The sequence below is a fragment of the Paenibacillus lutrae genome (genome assembly GCF_009757775.1).
GTDB lineage: Bacteria > Bacillota > Bacilli > Paenibacillales > NBRC-103111 > Paenibacillus_F > Paenibacillus_F lutrae.
The window spans coordinates 182,780-201,071 of the sequence record NZ_RHLK01000001.1 but is presented as its reverse complement, the minus strand read 5'-3'; the positions used below and the strand labels follow the sequence as shown (position 1 = coordinate 201,071).

Genomic DNA, 18,292 nt, shown 5'->3' with positions numbered 1-18,292 from the left:
CTTCATTCCAAGATCTACTCTCCAATAACCGAAATACAGCTTCTGCAAACAGAATGCCCTGCACAGCAATTTCGTTTATAATAAGAATATAGGTTTCTATAACTCGATTAATGCAGGCATGGATACTTGTTTACATAATAATTATTATGTATCCATTATCTCCGTTTTTCTTTTCCAAGTACATCCAGTTTCCTATATTGAGGTGCAGCACATGAACATTCAAAAGCAAAAAGACAGAGAAGAACTCGATAAAAGAATACCTACCATGCCCTGGTATATAGAAAAATTTATTAACCATAAATTACCGGACCTTTCCCCTTCTACCCTGCTCGAATATGTACGGGATTACGATATGTTCTTGTCCTGGCTGATGGCAGAGGGACTTACTCAAGCAGAAAAGATGACCCAAATCCCTCTGGATGATCTCGAAAAGCTTCATATGGAAAGCGTTGATCACTACAGGGCTTTTCTGGCAACGAAGAAAGATCAGGCTAATACTAAAATCACGATCAACCGCAAAATTTCGTCCCTTCGTTCACTTTTTCATTACTTGAGCCAAATTGCGGAAGATGAACACTATTATCCGCTGTTAAAGCGTAACGTGATGGCCAAAATTGAGATCAAACGTACGAACAAAGCCAAAGATCTTGCGGGTAAACTTGAGGGAAAATTACTTCAAGAGAATGAGATTTTTGATTTTATCGACTATATTCGGAGCGGTTATGAACAAGATATTGCCAAGAACAAACAAGCCTTATATGCCTATGAGCTTAATAAAACACGTGATGCATGCATCGTTAGTCTTATTCTGCATTCCGGTCTGCGTGTTTCTGAAGTCGTGAATCTGACGATTGATGATCTCGATATGAAAAAGAGAACCGTCTACGTGTACCGCAAAGGGAACAACGACGGTTCTTTCAAGACCCGGGTGTTTTTCCGGCAGGAGGCGGTCGATGATCTTGCCTGCTATTTGCAGCTACGGGAAACCCGGTATAACTGTCCCAAGAAAGAGAAGGCTCTTTTTCTCACCGTTCCAAATGGTCAAAAAGAAGGCAAGATCATGACCAAACGGGCAATCCAGGAAATGGTAATCAAGTATGCCAAACGTTTTGGCAAGCCATTCTTGAGTGTACATAAGCTGCGGCATTCTTTTGCAACGGATTATTACCTGCAGAATGACCTGTACAAAACCCAGGAACAGCTGGGACATGCCTCTTCCGATACGACTCAGATCTATGCGCATTTAACCGATAAGACTATGGAAGAAGCCATCGACAAGCGCAAAGAAGAAGCATAACATACACGGAATTTAATTAATGACCTATATAATTAATGCTATTAATAATTTAAAAACAAACAGCATGTTGAGAATGTTCGGGAGGACTAGCTATATGTATTACAGAGGGAGTCAGTTTTTTATTAGACCGTATGTTTTGGAAGATGCGGATGCATTAAGTGATTTGATGGTTCGCAATCGTGAGCTGTTCGATCCCTTTACCCCTACCCGCAACGAATCTTACTATACAGCGGCAGAGCAGCGTAAGAATATCGAACTCTGGACACAAGCCAGAGAAGCGGATGAACGGTATTCTTTCGGTATTTTTGCGGCAGCAACAGATCAGCTGATTGGAGATATTTCTTTATTCGAGGTGGCCCGCGGCCCCTTGCAAAAATGCATGCTGGGGTACTGTCTGGACATGTTGCATAACGGCAAAGGAATCGTATCGGAGGCCGTTCGTGTAATCGTGGACTTCGCATTCGAAGAAGCCGGTTTTCACCGGATTGAAGCGGGCGTGCAGCCGCGTAACAGAGGTTCCATAAGAGTATTAGAGAAAGCCGGATTCCAGAGGGAAGGCCTTGCCCGTAAGAATGTCAAAATTCATGGAGAATGGCAGGATCATTATATTTACGCCATACTGGAGGAAGATATACGCAGGGATTAGAGGCATCTTCCTTCCATATAAAACCAAAAGATGGCCCTCGGCAATTTTATGCCTTGCGGGCCGCTTTTTTTCTCGTTTTGGCATTCACTTTGTTAGCCGCCGCTCTGGACTTCTTTCCTTTACGGTTCATTCGTGCCGGTTTACTACCGGTAAATTCCGCTTCCCGCACGGGAAGCACAGAGCCGGAATCATGCCGGAAAAGGCCCGGTTTGTGCAATTCCGATTCCGCAGGTTCTCTTTCGCCAGCACGCCGTTCGGTTAAACCCACAGGCTCCAAATACGTTCGCTGAGCCGATTCCTCCAATTCCTCCGCTGTAATCGGTTCTTTGACTGCTACAAAATAATACAAGATTTCATCCACTACATTGAGACTGGATTGTCTTAGCACCCGCTTGTCTTCCTCCTCATATATGGGGGACTGGTACGAAGGCATATAATAAAATTCACATTGAAGAAGTCTGAAATCAATCTCGCTGTTGCCTTCCCGATTAATGCCGGCAAGAGGTTCGATAAAATATTGATTCTCCTGTAAAGGGTCGTACAAATACATTTCGTCCGTTAAATACCGGGGAAGATGCTCATCAAAATAAGAACGGAAATAGGGATTAGTCAAATGGTAGGAGGTATGCGCATAGGGGGCCAGAATACAAACGATGGCTTTATGCCTGCATACCCGGTAAATCTCACGCATGATCCCCATCAAATCCTCTATATACTCCAATGAGCGGCTTGCCATAACAAAATCGACCGAATGATCTTCGAGAGGAATCCCATTGTTCAAGTCGCATTCTACATCAACACCTGGCAGCGCAATTCTATCGAGTCCGATAAAGCCAGGATGTTTGCGAGTGCCGCATCCCAAATCGATCTTCATCTTTATCGCTCCCATCCCCGCTGATACTATTACGGTATGGACGAAATTAGAGTTTGGTACGGGTCAAGCGCCAATAAGCTGTAAAATGTGTGCGAGAACGGTCTCACGTTCCCTCATTTGTAAGTGTATCCCCTTCACCTAGTACAAACTGTACACTGAGTTTAGTCTCATTGATTTCTTCGGATTCCGGATCTAGAATATTGGTAATCCCGAAATCCTGAATATTAATTTCACTTGTTCCATTCACATAAATTTGATTGTTGCGGTGCAGTACCTCCACTGGAAATATGACTTTCTGGGAAACATTACGAACCGTTAATATCCCTTCAATATTCATCGTATTAGGTTTGCCTTCTATCCAGCTTCGATGCCAATTCTCCACCTTATCGAGTTGAAACGTTACTTCCGGATACGCTTTCACGTAAAAATAAACCCAATCTTTCAAAGTCTCATCCCTATACCGATTTCCGGTATTCAGCGCAGAAATATCCGCTCGAACCTCACCCTTCATAAGTTCAGGGCTTCGTACATTAAGTATCCAATAACCGGATAACACAGGAAAATCAATTAATAACGACTCCATTTTTGAACTAACCAGAAGCTTTACTGTAGATTCAGGCTGGATTTTCCAGGTCCTTTCCATATGCTCCAACGTAAGCAAGTCCCCATCGGATACTTTTAATCTGAAATCCAGGCTTTTGGTATAGGTGAGATAACCCAGCATACTCCCGGCAACGAGAAAGGCACCGATTGTCCCGATCCACCAGCTGCGACTCCGATTCATCGCTTAGCCCACCCTTCTTGCATAAATTTCAAACACTATTGTTAACATATTAATAATTATGTAAACTGCGTTCACTGTCTTCTCCTCATAATTAGGTAAATTGTCCCAGTGTACTAATTCGATATGATTTCAGTAATCCCCTTTTTCTCGAACAAATTCTTTTAAATAATCACATTTACACCATTTAGTATGAAAAAGAGCCAACCAGAACTAGTCTGATTGGCTCTTAAATACTAGACAGCCGGCGCTATGGACGGCTTATTTGTATGATACGATCAGCCTTCATTCACAGAAGGGCTTAGCTTGCTTCTTCTGGTCCAAGCTGCTGAGACACCGAATGAAATGAGCAATACTAATGCTCCAAACAAGTAAGGAAGGTCTACATGTTCATCAAACAGTATTCCTGCAATCGCAGGGCCGAAAATATTCCCGAGACTCATATACGCATTGTTCATTCCGGCTACAAATCCTTGTTCATTCCCTGCCATTTTGGATATTAACGTATTAATGGCCGGACGCATGATGGAAGTTAGCGTGAAGAACAGCATGGTGATGATCAGGACATACCAGAAGTTACCTGAGAACAACATGATAACAAGTGAGAGCGCGGATAACAGAAGCGTGACATTAATCAGTTTCTTTTCTCCGAACTTGGTAATCAGTTTGTTAATCAGCAGGCCTTGGATAATAGCTCCCACCAAAGCGCCGAATGTAATCAGGATGGAAATATCACGTATCGAATAAGCGTATTTCTTATCGACATAAAGGGAGAATACCGCTTCAAAGTTAGCCAGGCCGAACGTCATCGCAAAAACGAGCAGCAGCAGGATGAAGTAAGGTGCCGAGAATGATCTGGCCATCTGTGCGAAAATATTTTCCTTCACGACGACTTTGTTCTGGTTCTCCTTCAGTTGTGCCCGGGAAAGAGATTCAGGAAGCAGCAGGGCGGAACCGATCAATGCCAGGGTTCCTACTGCGGTAGACACGTAGAAGGGTGCTCGCAGACCCAGATCCGCCAGGAAACCGCCGATACCCGGCCCGATTACAAAACCGAGCGACATCGCAGCGCCGAGAAGTCCCATCCCCTTGCCCCGCTTCTCTTCCGTCGTAACGTCTGCAATGTATGCCATCATGGACGGGATCATGGCCGCTGCACTAATACCGCCGATAAGCCGTGAGACGTAGAGCAGCCAAATTTGTGATGCGGTTGCGAACAGCAGATTGGAAATGGAGAATAACAGCAATCCGGCTACAATCATTTTCTTGCGGCCGTATTTATCGGACCACTCCCCTGCAATCGGTGAAAAAACGAACTGGGTTAATCCAAAAGCGGCGATCAAGTACCCTGCAGTTTTGCCTCCTGCATTAAACTCTCTTAAAAAATCGGGTAAGACAGGAATGACTAATCCTATACCCAGCATTGCGATAAACATATTGATCATAAGTATGACCAATGGTGAACTGCGGTCTTTCATTGACATATGGAATCTCCCTCTCAGTTCTCCGTTTAAACGGAAGAACTGCTTCTCTTTTTATTACAGAAGTATAGCCTACCAAATATCTCCCAGTCAATTAATAAAACGGTAAAGATTTATTCTAACGATTTTTTCGGATGGGGTAAATAAAAGAGTCCCGGCAAACCCGGGACTCTGCTTAATGTATATAGGGATGAAGTCCGATTAAATTTTCATAACGCCGCCGGTGCTGGCACTCGTTACGAGCTTCGAATACCGTGCAAGATAGCCGGTTTTAACTTTAGGCTCGAAACCTTTCCAGTTCTTACGGCGCGCTTCCATCTCTTCGTCACTGATTTGCAGCTCAATCTTGCGGTTGATGAGATCCAGCTCGATAATATCGCCATCTTCAACGAAAGCGATCGGGCCGCCTTCCGCTGCTTCAGGAGAGATATGACCGATACTGATCCCGCGTGAAGCTCCTGAGAAGCGGCCGTCAGTGATCAGGCCTACTTTGGCCCCAAGGCCCATGCCGACGATCTGGGAAGTCGGAGCAAGCATCTCCGGCATACCAGGGCCGCCTTTAGGTCCTTCGTAACGGATGACGACTACGTGACCCTCTTTGACGTGGCCATTCGCGATTCCGTAGAGAGCATCATCCTGTGAGTCGAAGCAGATCGCAGGGCCGACATGGCGTCCGCCGACAGATTCGTCAACCGCGCCTACTTTGATGATACTGCCGTTCGGTGCCAGGTTACCGAACAGAACCGCAAGACCGCCGCGCTCGGAATGCGGATTATCCAGACCATGAATAACATCATGGTTAAGAATCTCACAGCCGGCTACGTTCTCGGCAAGCGTCTTGCCTGTTACGGTGATACGGTCACCGTGGATAGCTCCCGGTTTCTTCAGCAGTTCGTTGATTACGGCGCTGACGCCGCCAGCTTCATGGATATCTTCGATATGCCAATCGGATGCCGGAGCGACTTTGGAAAGATGAGGTACACGGTTGGCCACTTCATTGATGCGTTCGATCGGGTATTCGAAGCCCGCTTCGTGTGCAAGAGCCAGTGTGTGCAGAACGGTATTCGTAGACCCGCCCATTGCCATATCCAGCGCAAAGGCGTTGTCAATCGCTTCAATCGTCACGATGTCACGCGGTTTGATATCCAGCTCGATCAGTTTCATCAGCTGCTTCGCGGATTCTTTGACAAATTCCTTACGTTCCGGAGCTACGGCAAGGATCGTTCCGTTACCCGGCATTGCCAGCCCCAGCGCCTCACAGAGGCAGTTCATCGAGTTGGCTGTGAACATGCCTGAGCAAGAACCGCAAGTCGGACAGCCGTATTGTTCAAGCTCGAGCAAAGCCTTGTCGTCGATTTTACCGACCTGGTAAGCGCCTACGCCTTCGAATACCGACGTCAGCGAGATGGAGCGGCCGTTGCTGTCTTTACCGGCTTTCATCGGGCCGCCGCTTACGAACATGGTCGGAATGTTAACACGGAGTGCGCCCATCATCATGCCCGGCGTGATCTTGTCGCAGTTCGGAATGCAGACCATTCCATCGAACCAGTGGGCGGATACGACCGTTTCGAGGGAGTCAGCAATAATTTCGCGGCTTGGCAGAGAATAGCGCATGCCGATATGGCCCATGGCAATTCCGTCATCGACGCCGATTGTATTGAACTCAAAAGGAACGCCGCCAGCTTCGCGGATCGCTTCTTTTACAATTTTACCGAATTCCTGAAGATGTACATGGCCTGGAACAATATCAATATAAGAGTTGCAAACCGCGATAAACGGTTTATCGAAATCGTCTTCTTTTACACCTGCTGCCCGCAGCAAGCTGCGGTGAGGAGCCCGGTCGAACCCCTTTTTGATCATATCACTTCTCATGCCTTTTTTAGCCATTGATGATTCCTCCTGCTTCTATCTGATAAGTGCATTACCGTTTTACTGCATTAAAAGAAATTGTATCATGTATGTCTCAATTTTCCTATCTTTTTTACGAGAGAATGTCGAAAAATATTAATCGAATATTTTATTGCGCTCCAGAGAGGTCAAACGGCGGCCGGCAATATCCAGTACAATTCGGCCTTCCTTAATGCCCCAAATCCGGCTTGCGTATTTCTCCGCGAATTCCAGATGGTGCAAGCTGGCGATAACCGTAACCTTCTCGCGTTTGCAGAGATCGCGGAGATCGCTGAGCACGCTGTTCGCTGAATCGGGATCAAGACCGGAGACGGGCTCGTCCGCAATGACTATCTTCGCGCCTTGCACGAGTGCCCGGGCGATAGCAATACGCTGCCGCTCTCCCCCGCTCAAATCTTGCGCTTTCATCTCCGCTTTATCCAGCAGGCCGACTTTCTCCAGATAATCCATCGCAAGTACATGCTCGTCTCTGGCATGGGTTCCCGTGAGTACACGCAGTGCTGATTTCTCATAAAAACGGCCCTGCAGCACATTCTTGACCGCAGATTTCTTGAGATCCAGCGGAGCCTTTTCCTCCACATAGGCCCAATCTCGTTTAACTTTAAATTTCTCTATCATGCCCAGCGAAGTAATATCGCGGTCCTCGTAAATGAACTGGCCTTCATCCCATTTTTCTTTCAAAGCGATGCATTTGAGCAGCGTTGTCTTGCCGCTGCCGCTTCCCCCGACGAGGCCAATCAGCTCACCTTCATCGATTTGGACACTTATTTTGGATAAGACCTCTTGGCCTGATTGCAGTGATTTGCTAAGATTACGAATCGTCAACATCCCGTATGCTCCCTCGTCTTCGTTAGGTGCACACGCTTACAGCTGCGTGCGTCAGCCTTTTTCGTTGCTTTTATCATTATAACAAAAAACCCGCTTGAAGAGGAATGCTTTCAACTTACGGCCTCAGCTTTCCAAAAATGAGAAGACCGCCTCTCCCTATTTAATGGAAGAGACGGTCTCTTTCGTGAGTGAGCTTCTTGCACCCGTTATTACTTCTTAAGGCTCTGATTCAGTTGTTCACACTCGGCTGCCGTTACATTCTCACCGCACACCGCTATCTGATCTTTTGGTTTGCCATCGGAAATATCCGATACAAGTCTGTTGCCGAGAATATGATGAAGTGCGTTCAGATTGTAGCCGTTGTCCTGTTCCAGCTGCCATCCGAAAATCCCGGCAAGGCCGTTATCTTTGGCATACTGAGTTTTCAGAGCGACGGTACGCGGCGTCTCGATTGTCAGGAAAGAACCGACCGGATTTACAATGAAGTCCGCATTGGATGCTTTGTCTGTATAAAGCTTGTAGCCGTTTCTAGGCTTCAAATCTTTATCCAGGAAGTTCTGGTAGAGATCATAACCCTCAATGACCCCGGCTTCCCACGAGCCGACGCCCGCGATGCCGAGCAGCAGATTTTTGCCTGTCGCATTCAGATCGCCGAATGTGGATTTACCGACCAAACCGTTCTTGTATTCTGTGATGTCCCCGTTTTTAATCGCTTTGGCACGGTGGTAATTGGCAATTCCTATCATGATTTTGTTCGCAGGAACGCCGTATCCTTTCAGGAGCCTTACAGTCTTATCGAGCGATTGATCGACGGGCTTGCCCTCAGCATCCTTGGAGTTCGGATTACTGTAGAGCGGAGTATGGTGTCCAAGATTCCGCTCCCAGGCACCGCTCAGGTCGTAAGTCATGGCGTAGAGACGATTCAGATATTTACTTGCCTCTACCCAATTGATTTTTTTCAGTTTGTCTTCCGTTGCCGGGATCGCGCTGGATAGACGATATTCTTTGCCGGTACGTTTGGTGAGCCAATCCATTCCCGCCCGAAGCTCTTTCAGCAGCTGGACGTAGTTCTGAGGATCGTCGGGACGCGACATTCCCGGAACAGCTCCATCTGAGCCGGGATATTCCCAGTCGATGTCGATACCATCGAATTCAAACTGCTCAAGGAAACGGACGATGGAATCGACGAAAGCTTTGCGTCTCACCGGATCAGACGCCATCCAAGGGAAGCCCTCGCTGAGTGTCCACCCTCCGACAGACAGATCCAGCTTCAGATGCGGATTCTCATTGCGCAGCTTATAGAGGACGCCGAAGACGCCCGCCACATCTTTCGGATCCAGATCGTACATGCTTTCGGTGCCGGTTACCTTGCCGCCGGTCTGACCCGGCTGCGTGCGCAAGAAAGCGGCTTCAAAATCCGCGATAGCCATTGCCCCGTCAGGCAGCTTGCTCTGCTTGCAGGTGCGGTTGACAGATGCAGGAGCCGTAATGGGTAGTCCGGGGTCCTGCGTGTTCACTGCGGCCGGGAAGCAGACTCCCGAGAAGCCGTATACCAGCCGGTTCACGTTCTTGACCGGCAATTTGTTGAAATCGAAGCGGCGGCCGTAAATGGCCCAGTCGCCTAAATATTCAACGACCTCCTGTCCCGAGGTGATGTCGTAAGTATTATGCTGAAGCGGCAGTGTGCCTGGTGCAAGCTTGGATACGCGTCCGCCTGTATCCGCATTGAATCCGGGATGATTGCCGCCAGGGTCAGTGGCCGGATCAATTCCTCCGCGCACCCCGCCGCTTCCCGTTCCCGACACCGGATGCGAAGCGGAGATGGAGCCGGTCGGATTTAATAGGCCGGATTTGGCATTGCCGGTCGCGATGGAAGGTTCTCCATAGTTAATGTTATTCGGGATCGATACCGGACACAGGTCGTTGTTGACTACTCCGGCTACTTCCCACAGGTTATAAATCGTATCATCAGGGGCAATCGCATGCACATCCGATTTAGCACGATATGCTTTTCCTTTGTAGCCTGCAATTTTCCCTTTGGAGTAAATCTTGGTCGCTACCCAGTCTGGCGCGCAGAATGGTGTCGTCGGGTCTGGAGTGCCTGGTCCGGTACCGCTCTCCAGCTTCCATAAAGTTGGCGCATTCGAAGGTTCCCAACCCGGCAGGGACGTGTGTGCGTAGATAACTTTATAGGTTTTGCCGTTATAAGTCACAAGATCGCCTAACTTGTAGGCCGTATTCGATTTCCAGGCAGCTGGGCCTGTGCCGGGATCCGGGGTCGGGCTTGGAGTCGTACTTGGAGTTGGCGTCGGATTGGTACTAGGAGTAGGTGTAGGATTGGTACTTGGAGTAGGTGTGGGACCTGTGCTTGGCGTCGGGCTGGGACTAGTACTTGGGGTTGGGGTCGGACTCGGGGCCGTATATTTTTTCCAGAGAGCGCCCGTATTAGGGGGTTCCCAGCCATTCAGCGAGGTATGCGGCTGCACACACTCGTAAGTTACATTGTTGTAAGTTACCAGGTCTTGGGCTTTATAAGCGGTATTGGGAGCCCAGTTTGTAACCGCTCCCAAAGTAGGGGTGGGACTAAGCGGAACAATACTGAAAACTAAGGCGACCAGCAGCAGGAAGGGGAGTAATTTCTTTCCGAACGCATGTTTTACGTGCATTAAAAAAACTCCTTTCGCTATTTGGTTTCATGGTCCTGTTTACGGTGGATAGTCGATCCTTCACTCCTTTCCGCTTAGAATTGTATATAAGCTCCGGTAGTCGGAGGTTATACCGCCGTCTCAACTTCTTATGCTTTCAGTTTTGGGTACACAAGCATTTTTAACAAGGGGAAGATTACTCTTATACAGGGATACTTTTATCCAGAAATGGATTCAATTGTATATTAGCTCACTTATTACTTTACCAGCTAAATGCATATACCGATTTTCTTCCCCGAGAGAGATTACTTTCATAGATTCCCGTGTCTAACCGACGTAAAAAAGCAGCCTGATACATCAGGCTGCCGATTTCCTTTGTCATTCTAAATAGCACTTGAACTACAGGGCCAGCTGTTGAAAAATTTGTTATCACCTCAAACATGCTCGCTGAGCCCCGATGCTGAGTGCCATCAGAAATTGCGCCGGCGTGTAAGAAAAAACGCTTTGTAGAATACATGTCCGATAAGTAAAGCGGTAAGTCCGACGACAAATCAGACCGGCGGAGCCTCACCCTTCATACAGAAAAACACCCCGGCCAGCATAAGCGTGGAATGACGATTGGGTCTGCCTTGCCAAAGCCAAGCCGCTAAGCATACAGCAGAATGAGAACCATAGGAGTCAGCTTAAACAGCAGTTTAACAGCCACTGGTTTTGAAGAAATTACAAAAATATTGAGCAGGCTCCTACATAAGCCGATCGCAGGAAGTCCTCGCTGAAACAAACCGATAAACTCCTTGAAACGTTCTCTTTCATTTTGTTACAAGCATACGTCCTGATCTCCTGACCGGGCAATCTATACTTCTAGTTCTACTTAATCAATAAACCCAGAAGTCCTGCAAAGGACGAAGCCTGTGATGCCGATATGATACAGCCCTTCAAGTCTTCGATTTCAACGCGCAAACTGTCGAATTCACAATCGCTCAAGTCTATTCCGCTTAATTGGGTACCCGATAGAATGGCCTCATCCATTTTACAAGTGCCAAACGATAGTTTTTGTACAGTAGAATGATAGAAATCAGCACGATTTAAAGCGCAGTTTTCAAAATAGACTTGTTTAAAATTAGCAAAACGGAACGTAGCATAATCGCTCATGCAGCTTTGAAATCGGACGTTCTGAAATCGCGATCGGGTAAAATCAGTACCGATTAGTTTGCAATTAATGAACTCTGCCCGATGTATGATTGAATCCGTGAAATTCACATTAGACAGATCGCATTTCTCAAAAATAACATCTATGAATTCACTTTGCATCAAAGTCGATTCCATTATGGTTACATTTCTAAAGACGAACTGATCAAAAGAGACTTTTGTCGCTTCCTGACCATCTATGACGATATCCTCTATGCTGCCTTGACTGAATTCATCTTTGGTCTGCAGCGAGTACAGCTCTCTGGATAAAACCGGTAAGTTTTGCGGGAGTTTCGGGGGCTCAAGCTTACTTTTCATAGTATCCTCCTGTCAACATTGTGTAAGTTCAGCCTACCAGAGCGTTCGTTTGCAAGCAACAAGGCAAAAATCCCCTAAAGTGAAGCAGCAGAGAAGTCCGCAAGTCACTATACTGGGGAATGTATTGACATTTTATGGAATTAATCTAATCAACCCGTTTCTATAAATCCCGCTTGTTAAACCGGATCATCCCGACGACAAAAGCAATTAAAGTCAGAATTTGGGCATACACAACGAAAGCTGTCGAAGGTACTTGTCCCCCGATAAATAAATTAAAGATACTCCCGTTGCCTATAAAATGGTCTTTGAATTCATTGTAACTGAACAGGACATACACCATTTTTTTCTGAATCGCGTCTGCGGGCATCATAAGCGACAACAATACCGACAGATTAGATAACGTGTTCTTCACCGGAACGGCCAGATCCATGATACCCCCTACCTTCTCAATCATGCCTCCCAGCCAGCCGCCGCCATAAAGCATAGTCATTAACACCCCGTTGCCGATGGCAGAGAAAATTCCGGAACCTAACATCGAGATGGAGATCAAGAGGGGCACAACGGAACTAAACAGCAGAAAAGATTGCAGGAGTACGCCCGTCTGGCGAGGAACCGTAGCGTGATAATCGGTAATCAATAGAATCGCTGCAAAAAGAATAAAGGCGTACAAAACCCCAAGTGTAACATAACCAAGCCAGCGGCCCGCATACCACTTCCATCTGGGAACCGGACGCGGCATAAGCGCCTGCATAACACCTAGTTCCGCCTCGCCCGAAATAACGGAAAACGAGCTGAAAATGGCCAGAAAAGCCAGAACAAACGAACCAAAAAAGAAACCAAGTATGAGTATAAAAACGCCCCGCTCAAATCTCTCGATGATTTTTTCTCCATTTGTTTCGTTAACATTTAAATCCATACTAATGGTATCGGCAATAAACCAGAACCCGAGTAAAAAAGCAACAGTCATTAACAGTGTCAGCAGCAGTACCCGCTTGCGCAGCATTTCTTTCCATGTCATGGCGGCAATTATGTACATTCCCGTTCACCTCTATGGCTAAGACCCGTCAGGGTGTCCATAAACCATTCTTCCAGTCGCTCTTTAACGGGGCCTGCCTCATATAAGGTCATTCCCTGCTCCATCATCAAATGGTTCAGCCAGCCGGCCTGATCTTCCTGATCCAATTCCGCTTCCAGCCAGACCGTTTCAGCCAGAGAGGAGGAATCGGAGGAGGACCGTACCGCATTCCTGTTATCGGCCGTGCCGGTATCAGTGCTAAGTCTGATTTCACACCCGGACACCTCATGCAGCCAAGGAAGAACAGCCGGTATGAATCCGCCCACTCTAAACCGCCAAAGTGTGCGCTTCTGCAGCATTTCTGCAACGGTGCCGTGTCTCAAGATTTGGCCGTTATTAAGGAGGGCCATCCGGTCACATAATGCCTCGACGTCTTCCAGCAGATGTGAATTCAGAAAAATCGTCTTGCCCTGGTCCTTTAAACCGGCGAGAATTCTTCTCACTTCTCTCCTGCCGATCGGATCAAGCGCAGAAGAAGGCTCGTCCAGAAATACAACAGGTGGATCAGCGACCAGTGCGCAGGCTAACCCTAGACGCTGCTGCATTCCCTTCGAATAATGCTTGACCCGGTCCTTTCCTCTCAGCCCGATCCCGACTTCCTCCAGCAGCTGTGGAATACGCTTCTGCAGGGCGGAGCGTTCCAAGCCGCACAATTTGCCGTGAAGCCGGACCACTTCTTCTCCGGTCAGCCATTCCTGATAACGGTAAAGCTCGGGCAAATAGCCGATTTGTCGTTTTGCATCCAAACTGCCGATCGGATAGCCAAGCAAAGAAGCTTCACCGTGTGAAGGCGATATAAGCCCGACCATCATTTTGACGAACGTGCTCTTACCAGCCCCATTGGGTCCGAGGAAGCCAAAGGCTTCCCCCTGACCGACTTGAATGGTAATCTCACGGCAGCCGCGGCCGTTCTTATATTCCTTCGTTAATCCTTCGGATCGTATTGCGGCGGTTAATGAACTCATGAAGGAATTAGCTCCTTAAGTTTGTTGACTAATTGTTCTCTCTCGCTCAAGAAGCCTCTTCCCTGAAAATTGAACAACTGGCCGTCTTTGATCCAGGTCGCCTGGAAAAAGTCGTTCTGTCCTTTGAGCTGTAAGGTCACCGGTGTGTTGTGAATCATGATCTTCTCCGTATTCTGATTGGAGACGAGCGGCATCGGAATCGTACCCGACAGAATCTGATTCTGCTTCAAGCTGTTCTTGAGATAATCAGGCATGAGCGGGAACTGGATGATCGCTTCGACTGCTTCTTCCAGCTTAAGGGAAGGATCTACAGTCACGACCGGCACATTCTGTTGAGTCAGGCTTGCAGACCCGTCCTTATCTGCGGGTAGATGGATAAAGACACTCTCCGGAAAATAGACTTTGATTTCTTTGCCGTCCACAGACTCGGGAAGAAGTTTCTTAGCGCCAAGACGCTGCATGACTTCATTCACTTCTTTGACATTCAGGTTGAAAGTGAAAGTCGACGAAGCGTTAATGTTTACTTTATCCGTTAATAACTTGGCATCCTTGGGACCGATCTTGTAGCCCAGTTTCTTCTCAGCCTCCAGTGATGTGAATTCCCCTGTCAAAGATCCGTGATCGGTCTTAAGAACGCCATATTTCGTAATACTTTCCTGCATTTGTCCGGGGCCCCTAAATTCGTTGTAAATCGCTCGCACATCTTCCTCCTGGACCACCGCAACCTCCTGGACCCGGAATTGGCCGAGTATTGCGGCCAGTGCATTATTCCCGGTCGGTGTAGCGAGAATTACCCCGAAGAGAAGACCGGCAGCGGCTAATCCCGCCCACTTGCGGTTTCTCTTCTTCCTGCCCGATACGGTGAAGGACGATGTCCGCCGAACCTTGGGAACAGAAAGCTGATCGAAAGAGTCTTCCTCAGACATCGATTGTGAGAATGCTTGGTCATGATCCTCATTGCTGTCCGGCTGGCCGGATACCTGTCCGTGAAGAGACTCGTGGTCCCGCTTCAGTTCGTGATTCCAGGACTGCCATCTTGGATGTGCGGGTTCATCGGCCAGTTTGCTGCGGATCCGGTTCCAAGCCTCATCCGTCGTCTTATTCTTCTCATCTGAGTTGTGACGATTATCAGACATCTCATCATCTCCTTGAAATTCAATGCGGTTCTATGTGTGTTACTTGTGAGTTTAGTCTTTCTGTGCCAGTACTTTCGCGGCCGTTTGTCTCAGCCGCGCTGTCGCCCGGTTCAACATGGTTCCCACCAGAGGGGGACGCACGTGCAGCTGCTCCGCAATTTCCAGATAACTGTAACCGGAGTAGCGGAGAAGCAGCAGTTGACGATCCCTTTCACTCAGTTCTTCCAGCCATTCCCGTACTTCTTGCTGGTCCATATTCCTTAGAACCGTTTCTTCCCCTGAAGGAGGCGAAACCATTTCATACGTTTGTTCTTGTTTATTCAGAAGTCTGCGTTCTCTTGCAAGCTTATCCATATAATCATAGGCCGTCCGGGTTAAGACCCTGTGAAGCCATGCTCCCAGCGAAGCAGGATCTTCGGGCGGATTACGGTATAATTTGATAAACACATCCTGCGCCAAATCATCGGCTGCCGCCTCGCTACGTACTAAACCGAGCAGCTTTCTTCTTACGGATGGATAATGTTCATAAAATACAGTTTGAAATGAATCGGATTCCGGAATTCCCATCGGTAAGCCTCCTTTCTGCTGCAGCTATAAGTAAGACGGTCAAGAGAGGATATTTGTATCAAATTCCGTGATTTTTTGAGTAATCCTAATTGTATGGGAATAATCGGATGAAAGTAAAGCCAAAAAAAGCCAGCCGATGTCTACCGGATGACTTTATAACTCTCATTGTTAATCGCGGAATTCCGCCGCCTCCTACCAAGGTATAGAACCGTACAGTCAGGACTTCCAGCCTATAAGAAAACAGCGCGAACCCAAAAGAGTCCACGCTGTTATGTCTATAATAACGAGAATGTATTACTTCCCGGCCGGACCGAATCTGGTTGTCTTCAGTTCGTAGGAATTCACATTCATGCTGATCATATAGTCCGGCTTAGGCTGACCTTTCTTGTCTTTGTGTCCTTGAATATGTTCAGGGCTCTTCTCCCAATTCTTCCAATCTTCAAGAGACGCCCAGCGGATCAGAACAAGCACTTCTTCATTTTCTTTACTGATCCGGTTAACCATGACGTTAATGTCGATTAACCCTTCCCTCTGATCAAGAAGACCCTCTTTACTGAAACGTTCCACAACTTGATCAGCAAAACCTTTTTGTACGACGATACTGCGGGTTTGAATAAACATAGATGACCACTTCCTTATGAGATGTTTACCCTATTCTAGTTGATAAAGATTATCATTGTCAATTAAATCGCCATCTTCCTACCCGTCTTCAGAAAAAGATTGACAGCCCTTACACCGGAGTGGTAATATTTTCTTCCTTTCACTAAAAAAGATGGAGGATTTTAACTGTGATCCATGTAAATGGTTTAGGCAAGTCATTCAAAGTGGCCCAGCGCACAACAGGTTTGAAGAACGCCGTCAAAGCTCTTTTTCACAGGGAATATACACAAATAGAAGCCTTGAGGGATATTTCCTTCCAGATCGAGCCCGGGGAGATTGTCGGTTACATCGGCCCCAACGGTGCGGGGAAGTCAACCACAATCAAGATTATGAGCGGAATTCTGGTACCGGACCAAGGTTCCTGCTCGATTATGGGTTACACGCCGTGGCTGGAACGCGTCCCCTACGTCAAACATATCGGAGTGGTGTTCGGACAGAGGTCCCAGCTGTGGTGGGATGTCCCTGTGATGGATTCCTTTGAACTGCTGAAGGATATCTATAATGTGCCCCATACCGAATACCGCAGCAATCTGTCGCTGCTTATAGAAACGCTTGATTTGTCCGGCATTATACATACGCCCGTACGCCAGCTGAGCTTAGGCCAGCGCATGCGCTGCGAAATCGCCGCCTCTCTCCTGCACAGCCCCCGTATTCTCTTCCTGGACGAACCGACGATCGGGCTTGACGCCGTCTCCAAAATCGCGGTACGTAAGTTTATCCAGACGATCAACAAAGAAAAAAACGTGACCATCGTATTGACCACCCACGATATGAATGACATTGAAGCGCTCGCACAAAGAATTATTCTGATCGGTAAAGGAAGTTTATTGTATGACGGCAGCATCCATACACTCCGCAGCCGGTTTGGAACACGTAAAACCATTACCGTTGATTACAGACCGCATGCTGCCACCCTTGAGATTCCGGGAGCTTCTCTAATCTCATGGTCACCCGAGCGCGCAGTCCTTCAGGTGGATACGCAGCATGCACAGATTTCGGACGTCATTGCCTGTCTCTCCAATCAAGTGGAACTGCTGGATGTAACGGTAGATGCCCAGCCCATTGAAGATATGATCGTTGAACTGTATAAGGAGTACCAGTTGTCATGAAAGCCTATACCTCTGTCTTCAAGCTCCGGCTGTACACAGGCCTGCAGTACCGCGCCGCAGCACTTGCCGGTGTCGCAACCCAATTCTTCTGGGGATTTATTATCATTATGGTATTTGAAGCCTTCTACGGCCAAGCATCCGCAGCGCAGCCCATTTCTCTTGAGCAGCTCATTACATATGTCTGGCTCCAGCAAGCTTTTCTGGCTTTAATCATGCTCTGGTTCCGGGATAACGAACTGTTTCATTTGATCACAAGCGGTAATATCGCGTATGAATTATGCCGCCCGGCCCAAATTTATTCGTTCTGGTACGCAAAGCTTCTAGCCCAGAGGCTGGCCAGCGCCTTATTACGCAGTTGTCCGATACTCATCGTAGCCTGTTTCCTCCCGGAGCCTTACCGGATGACACTTCCGCCTGGTGTTCTCACTTTTGTACTTTTTGCTGTCTCGTTAGTAATGGGACTCTTCGTTGTTATTGCCATTTCGATGCTCATTTACATTTCGGTCTTTGTGACGATGTCGCCGATGGGTTCTTTACTTATGTTCGCGGTAATCGGGGAGTTTTTTGCGGGAGCCGTAATCCCGGTTCCTCTGATGCCCGGGTGGCTGCAGTCGATTGTGAACTTACTTCCGTTCCGTTATACGGCCGACTTCCCTTTCCGGGTCTATTCCGGGCATATCCTCATGCAGGATGCCTTCGTGGGAATCGCCATCCAAGCGGTTTGGCTTGCAGTCCTAGTTGTACTTGGAAAATATGCGATGAGCCGGGCGCTTCGAAGAGTCGTCGTACAGGGAGGATAACCCAGTGAAACTGT

Annotated in this window: 16 protein-coding genes; 4 read left to right on the top strand and 12 right to left on the bottom strand. The window is 47.7% G+C overall.

The genetic code is table 11. The annotated features are described in order from the left end of the window. Positions 1-211 precede the first annotated feature (211 nt). The gene (gene xerS / locus EDM21_RS00930; protein ID WP_157332012.1) at positions 212-1,297 is read left to right on the top strand and encodes a tyrosine recombinase XerS; all 1,086 of its coding nucleotides are present in this window, start codon (positions 212-214) and stop codon (positions 1,295-1,297) included. Between the two features lie 94 nt (positions 1,298-1,391). Further along, positions 1,392-1,943: a GNAT family N-acetyltransferase gene (locus EDM21_RS00925; RefSeq protein ID WP_157332010.1), complete on the top strand. Its 552-nt coding sequence runs from the start codon at positions 1,392-1,394 to the stop codon at positions 1,941-1,943. A 46-nt stretch (positions 1,944-1,989) separates the two neighbouring features. Here EDM21_RS00925 and EDM21_RS00920 read toward each other — a convergent pair whose 3' ends face one another. The 12 genes from EDM21_RS00920 to EDM21_RS00865 all read right to left on the bottom strand — a co-directional run bounded on the left by EDM21_RS00920 (position 1,990) and on the right by EDM21_RS00865 (position 16,330). After that, entirely contained in the window at positions 1,990-2,817 is an 828-nt protein-coding gene (locus EDM21_RS00920; RefSeq protein WP_157332008.1) for a class I SAM-dependent methyltransferase, read from the bottom strand. Between the two features lie 103 nt (positions 2,818-2,920). Then, complete coding sequence (locus EDM21_RS00915; RefSeq protein ID WP_157332006.1) at positions 2,921-3,601, bottom strand: YceI family protein; 681 nt, start codon at positions 3,599-3,601, stop codon at positions 2,921-2,923. Between the two features lie 275 nt (positions 3,602-3,876). Beyond that, on the bottom strand, positions 3,877-5,082 hold the full coding sequence (locus tag EDM21_RS00910) for an MFS transporter (RefSeq protein WP_157332004.1): 1,206 nt from the start codon (positions 5,080-5,082) through the stop codon (positions 3,877-3,879). Between the two features lie 198 nt (positions 5,083-5,280). Next, on the bottom strand, positions 5,281-6,966 hold the full coding sequence (gene ilvD / locus EDM21_RS00905; protein ID WP_157332002.1) for a dihydroxy-acid dehydratase: 1,686 nt from the start codon (positions 6,964-6,966) through the stop codon (positions 5,281-5,283). A 117-nt stretch (positions 6,967-7,083) separates the two neighbouring features. Continuing rightward, the gene (locus tag EDM21_RS00900) at positions 7,084-7,815 is read right to left on the bottom strand and encodes a phosphonate ABC transporter ATP-binding protein (protein ID WP_157332000.1); all 732 of its coding nucleotides are present in this window, start codon (positions 7,813-7,815) and stop codon (positions 7,084-7,086) included. A 209-nt stretch (positions 7,816-8,024) separates the two neighbouring features. Continuing rightward, positions 8,025-10,481, bottom strand: coding sequence for a glycosyl hydrolase family 18 protein (locus EDM21_RS00895; protein ID WP_157331998.1), 2,457 nt, complete (start codon positions 10,479-10,481; stop codon positions 8,025-8,027). Between the two features lie 846 nt (positions 10,482-11,327). Next, positions 11,328-11,966, bottom strand: coding sequence for a pentapeptide repeat-containing protein (locus tag EDM21_RS00890; RefSeq protein WP_157331996.1), 639 nt, complete (start codon positions 11,964-11,966; stop codon positions 11,328-11,330). 160 nt (positions 11,967-12,126) lie between these two features. Further along, the gene (locus tag EDM21_RS00885; RefSeq protein WP_157331994.1) at positions 12,127-13,002 is read right to left on the bottom strand and encodes an ABC transporter permease; all 876 of its coding nucleotides are present in this window, start codon (positions 13,000-13,002) and stop codon (positions 12,127-12,129) included. Further along, positions 12,993-14,006 (bottom strand): ABC transporter ATP-binding protein, encoded by a 1,014-nt coding sequence (locus EDM21_RS00880; protein ID WP_157331992.1) that lies wholly within the window; start codon positions 14,004-14,006, stop codon positions 12,993-12,995. Before EDM21_RS00880 ends, EDM21_RS00885 begins: the two co-directional genes overlap by 10 nt. Continuing rightward, positions 14,003-15,142 (bottom strand): hypothetical protein, encoded by a 1,140-nt coding sequence (locus EDM21_RS00875; RefSeq protein WP_157331990.1) that lies wholly within the window; start codon positions 15,140-15,142, stop codon positions 14,003-14,005. Before EDM21_RS00875 ends, EDM21_RS00880 begins: the two co-directional genes overlap by 4 nt. Before the next feature lie 51 nt (positions 15,143-15,193). Continuing rightward, a complete protein-coding gene (locus tag EDM21_RS00870; protein WP_157331988.1) occupies positions 15,194-15,709 on the bottom strand; it encodes a sigma-70 family RNA polymerase sigma factor in 516 nt (171 codons plus the stop codon). A gap of 294 nt (positions 15,710-16,003) precedes the next feature. Continuing rightward, the gene (locus EDM21_RS00865; RefSeq protein WP_157331986.1) at positions 16,004-16,330 is read right to left on the bottom strand and encodes an antibiotic biosynthesis monooxygenase; all 327 of its coding nucleotides are present in this window, start codon (positions 16,328-16,330) and stop codon (positions 16,004-16,006) included. A 167-nt stretch (positions 16,331-16,497) separates the two neighbouring features. Here EDM21_RS00865 and EDM21_RS00860 point away from each other — a divergent pair, with 167 nt between their 5' ends. Then, positions 16,498-17,478: an ATP-binding cassette domain-containing protein gene (locus tag EDM21_RS00860; RefSeq protein ID WP_166541766.1), complete on the top strand. Its 981-nt coding sequence runs from the start codon at positions 16,498-16,500 to the stop codon at positions 17,476-17,478. Beyond that, complete coding sequence (locus EDM21_RS00855) at positions 17,475-18,278, top strand: ABC transporter permease (RefSeq protein WP_157331984.1); 804 nt, start codon at positions 17,475-17,477, stop codon at positions 18,276-18,278. The genes EDM21_RS00860 and EDM21_RS00855 overlap by 4 nt, the downstream gene beginning before the upstream one ends. Positions 18,279-18,292 lie beyond the last annotated feature (14 nt).

What these genes read in the sequence shown, in the direction of transcription:
- EDM21_RS00900 (WP_157332000.1), bottom strand. Translation starts at nt 7,815, where the DNA reads ATGTTGACGATTCGTAATCTTAGCAAATCACTGCAATCAGGCCAAGAG.
- EDM21_RS00870 (WP_157331988.1), bottom strand. Translation starts at nt 15,709, where the DNA reads ATGGGAATTCCGGAATCCGATTCATTTCAAACTGTATTTTATGAACAT.
- EDM21_RS00875 (WP_157331990.1), bottom strand. Translation starts at nt 15,142, where the DNA reads ATGTCTGATAATCGTCACAACTCAGATGAGAAGAATAAGACGACGGAT.
- EDM21_RS00910 (WP_157332004.1), bottom strand. Translation starts at nt 5,082, where the DNA reads ATGTCAATGAAAGACCGCAGTTCACCATTGGTCATACTTATGATCAAT.
- EDM21_RS00865 (WP_157331986.1), bottom strand. Translation starts at nt 16,330, where the DNA reads ATGTTTATTCAAACCCGCAGTATCGTCGTACAAAAAGGTTTTGCTGAT.
- EDM21_RS00920 (WP_157332008.1), bottom strand. Translation starts at nt 2,817, where the DNA reads ATGAAGATCGATTTGGGATGCGGCACTCGCAAACATCCTGGCTTTATC.
- EDM21_RS00890 (WP_157331996.1), bottom strand. Translation starts at nt 11,966, where the DNA reads ATGAAAAGTAAGCTTGAGCCCCCGAAACTCCCGCAAAACTTACCGGTT.
- EDM21_RS00880 (WP_157331992.1), bottom strand. Translation starts at nt 14,006, where the DNA reads ATGAGTTCATTAACCGCCGCAATACGATCCGAAGGATTAACGAAGGAA.
- EDM21_RS00895 (WP_157331998.1), bottom strand. Translation starts at nt 10,481, where the DNA reads ATGCACGTAAAACATGCGTTCGGAAAGAAATTACTCCCCTTCCTGCTG.
- EDM21_RS00855 (WP_157331984.1), top strand. Translation starts at nt 17,475, where the DNA reads ATGAAAGCCTATACCTCTGTCTTCAAGCTCCGGCTGTACACAGGCCTG.
- xerS (WP_157332012.1), top strand. Translation starts at nt 212, where the DNA reads ATGAACATTCAAAAGCAAAAAGACAGAGAAGAACTCGATAAAAGAATA.
- EDM21_RS00925 (WP_157332010.1), top strand. Translation starts at nt 1,392, where the DNA reads ATGTATTACAGAGGGAGTCAGTTTTTTATTAGACCGTATGTTTTGGAA.
- ilvD (WP_157332002.1), bottom strand. Translation starts at nt 6,966, where the DNA reads ATGGCTAAAAAAGGCATGAGAAGTGATATGATCAAAAAGGGGTTCGAC.
- EDM21_RS00885 (WP_157331994.1), bottom strand. Translation starts at nt 13,002, where the DNA reads ATGTACATAATTGCCGCCATGACATGGAAAGAAATGCTGCGCAAGCGG.
- EDM21_RS00915 (WP_157332006.1), bottom strand. Translation starts at nt 3,601, where the DNA reads ATGAATCGGAGTCGCAGCTGGTGGATCGGGACAATCGGTGCCTTTCTC.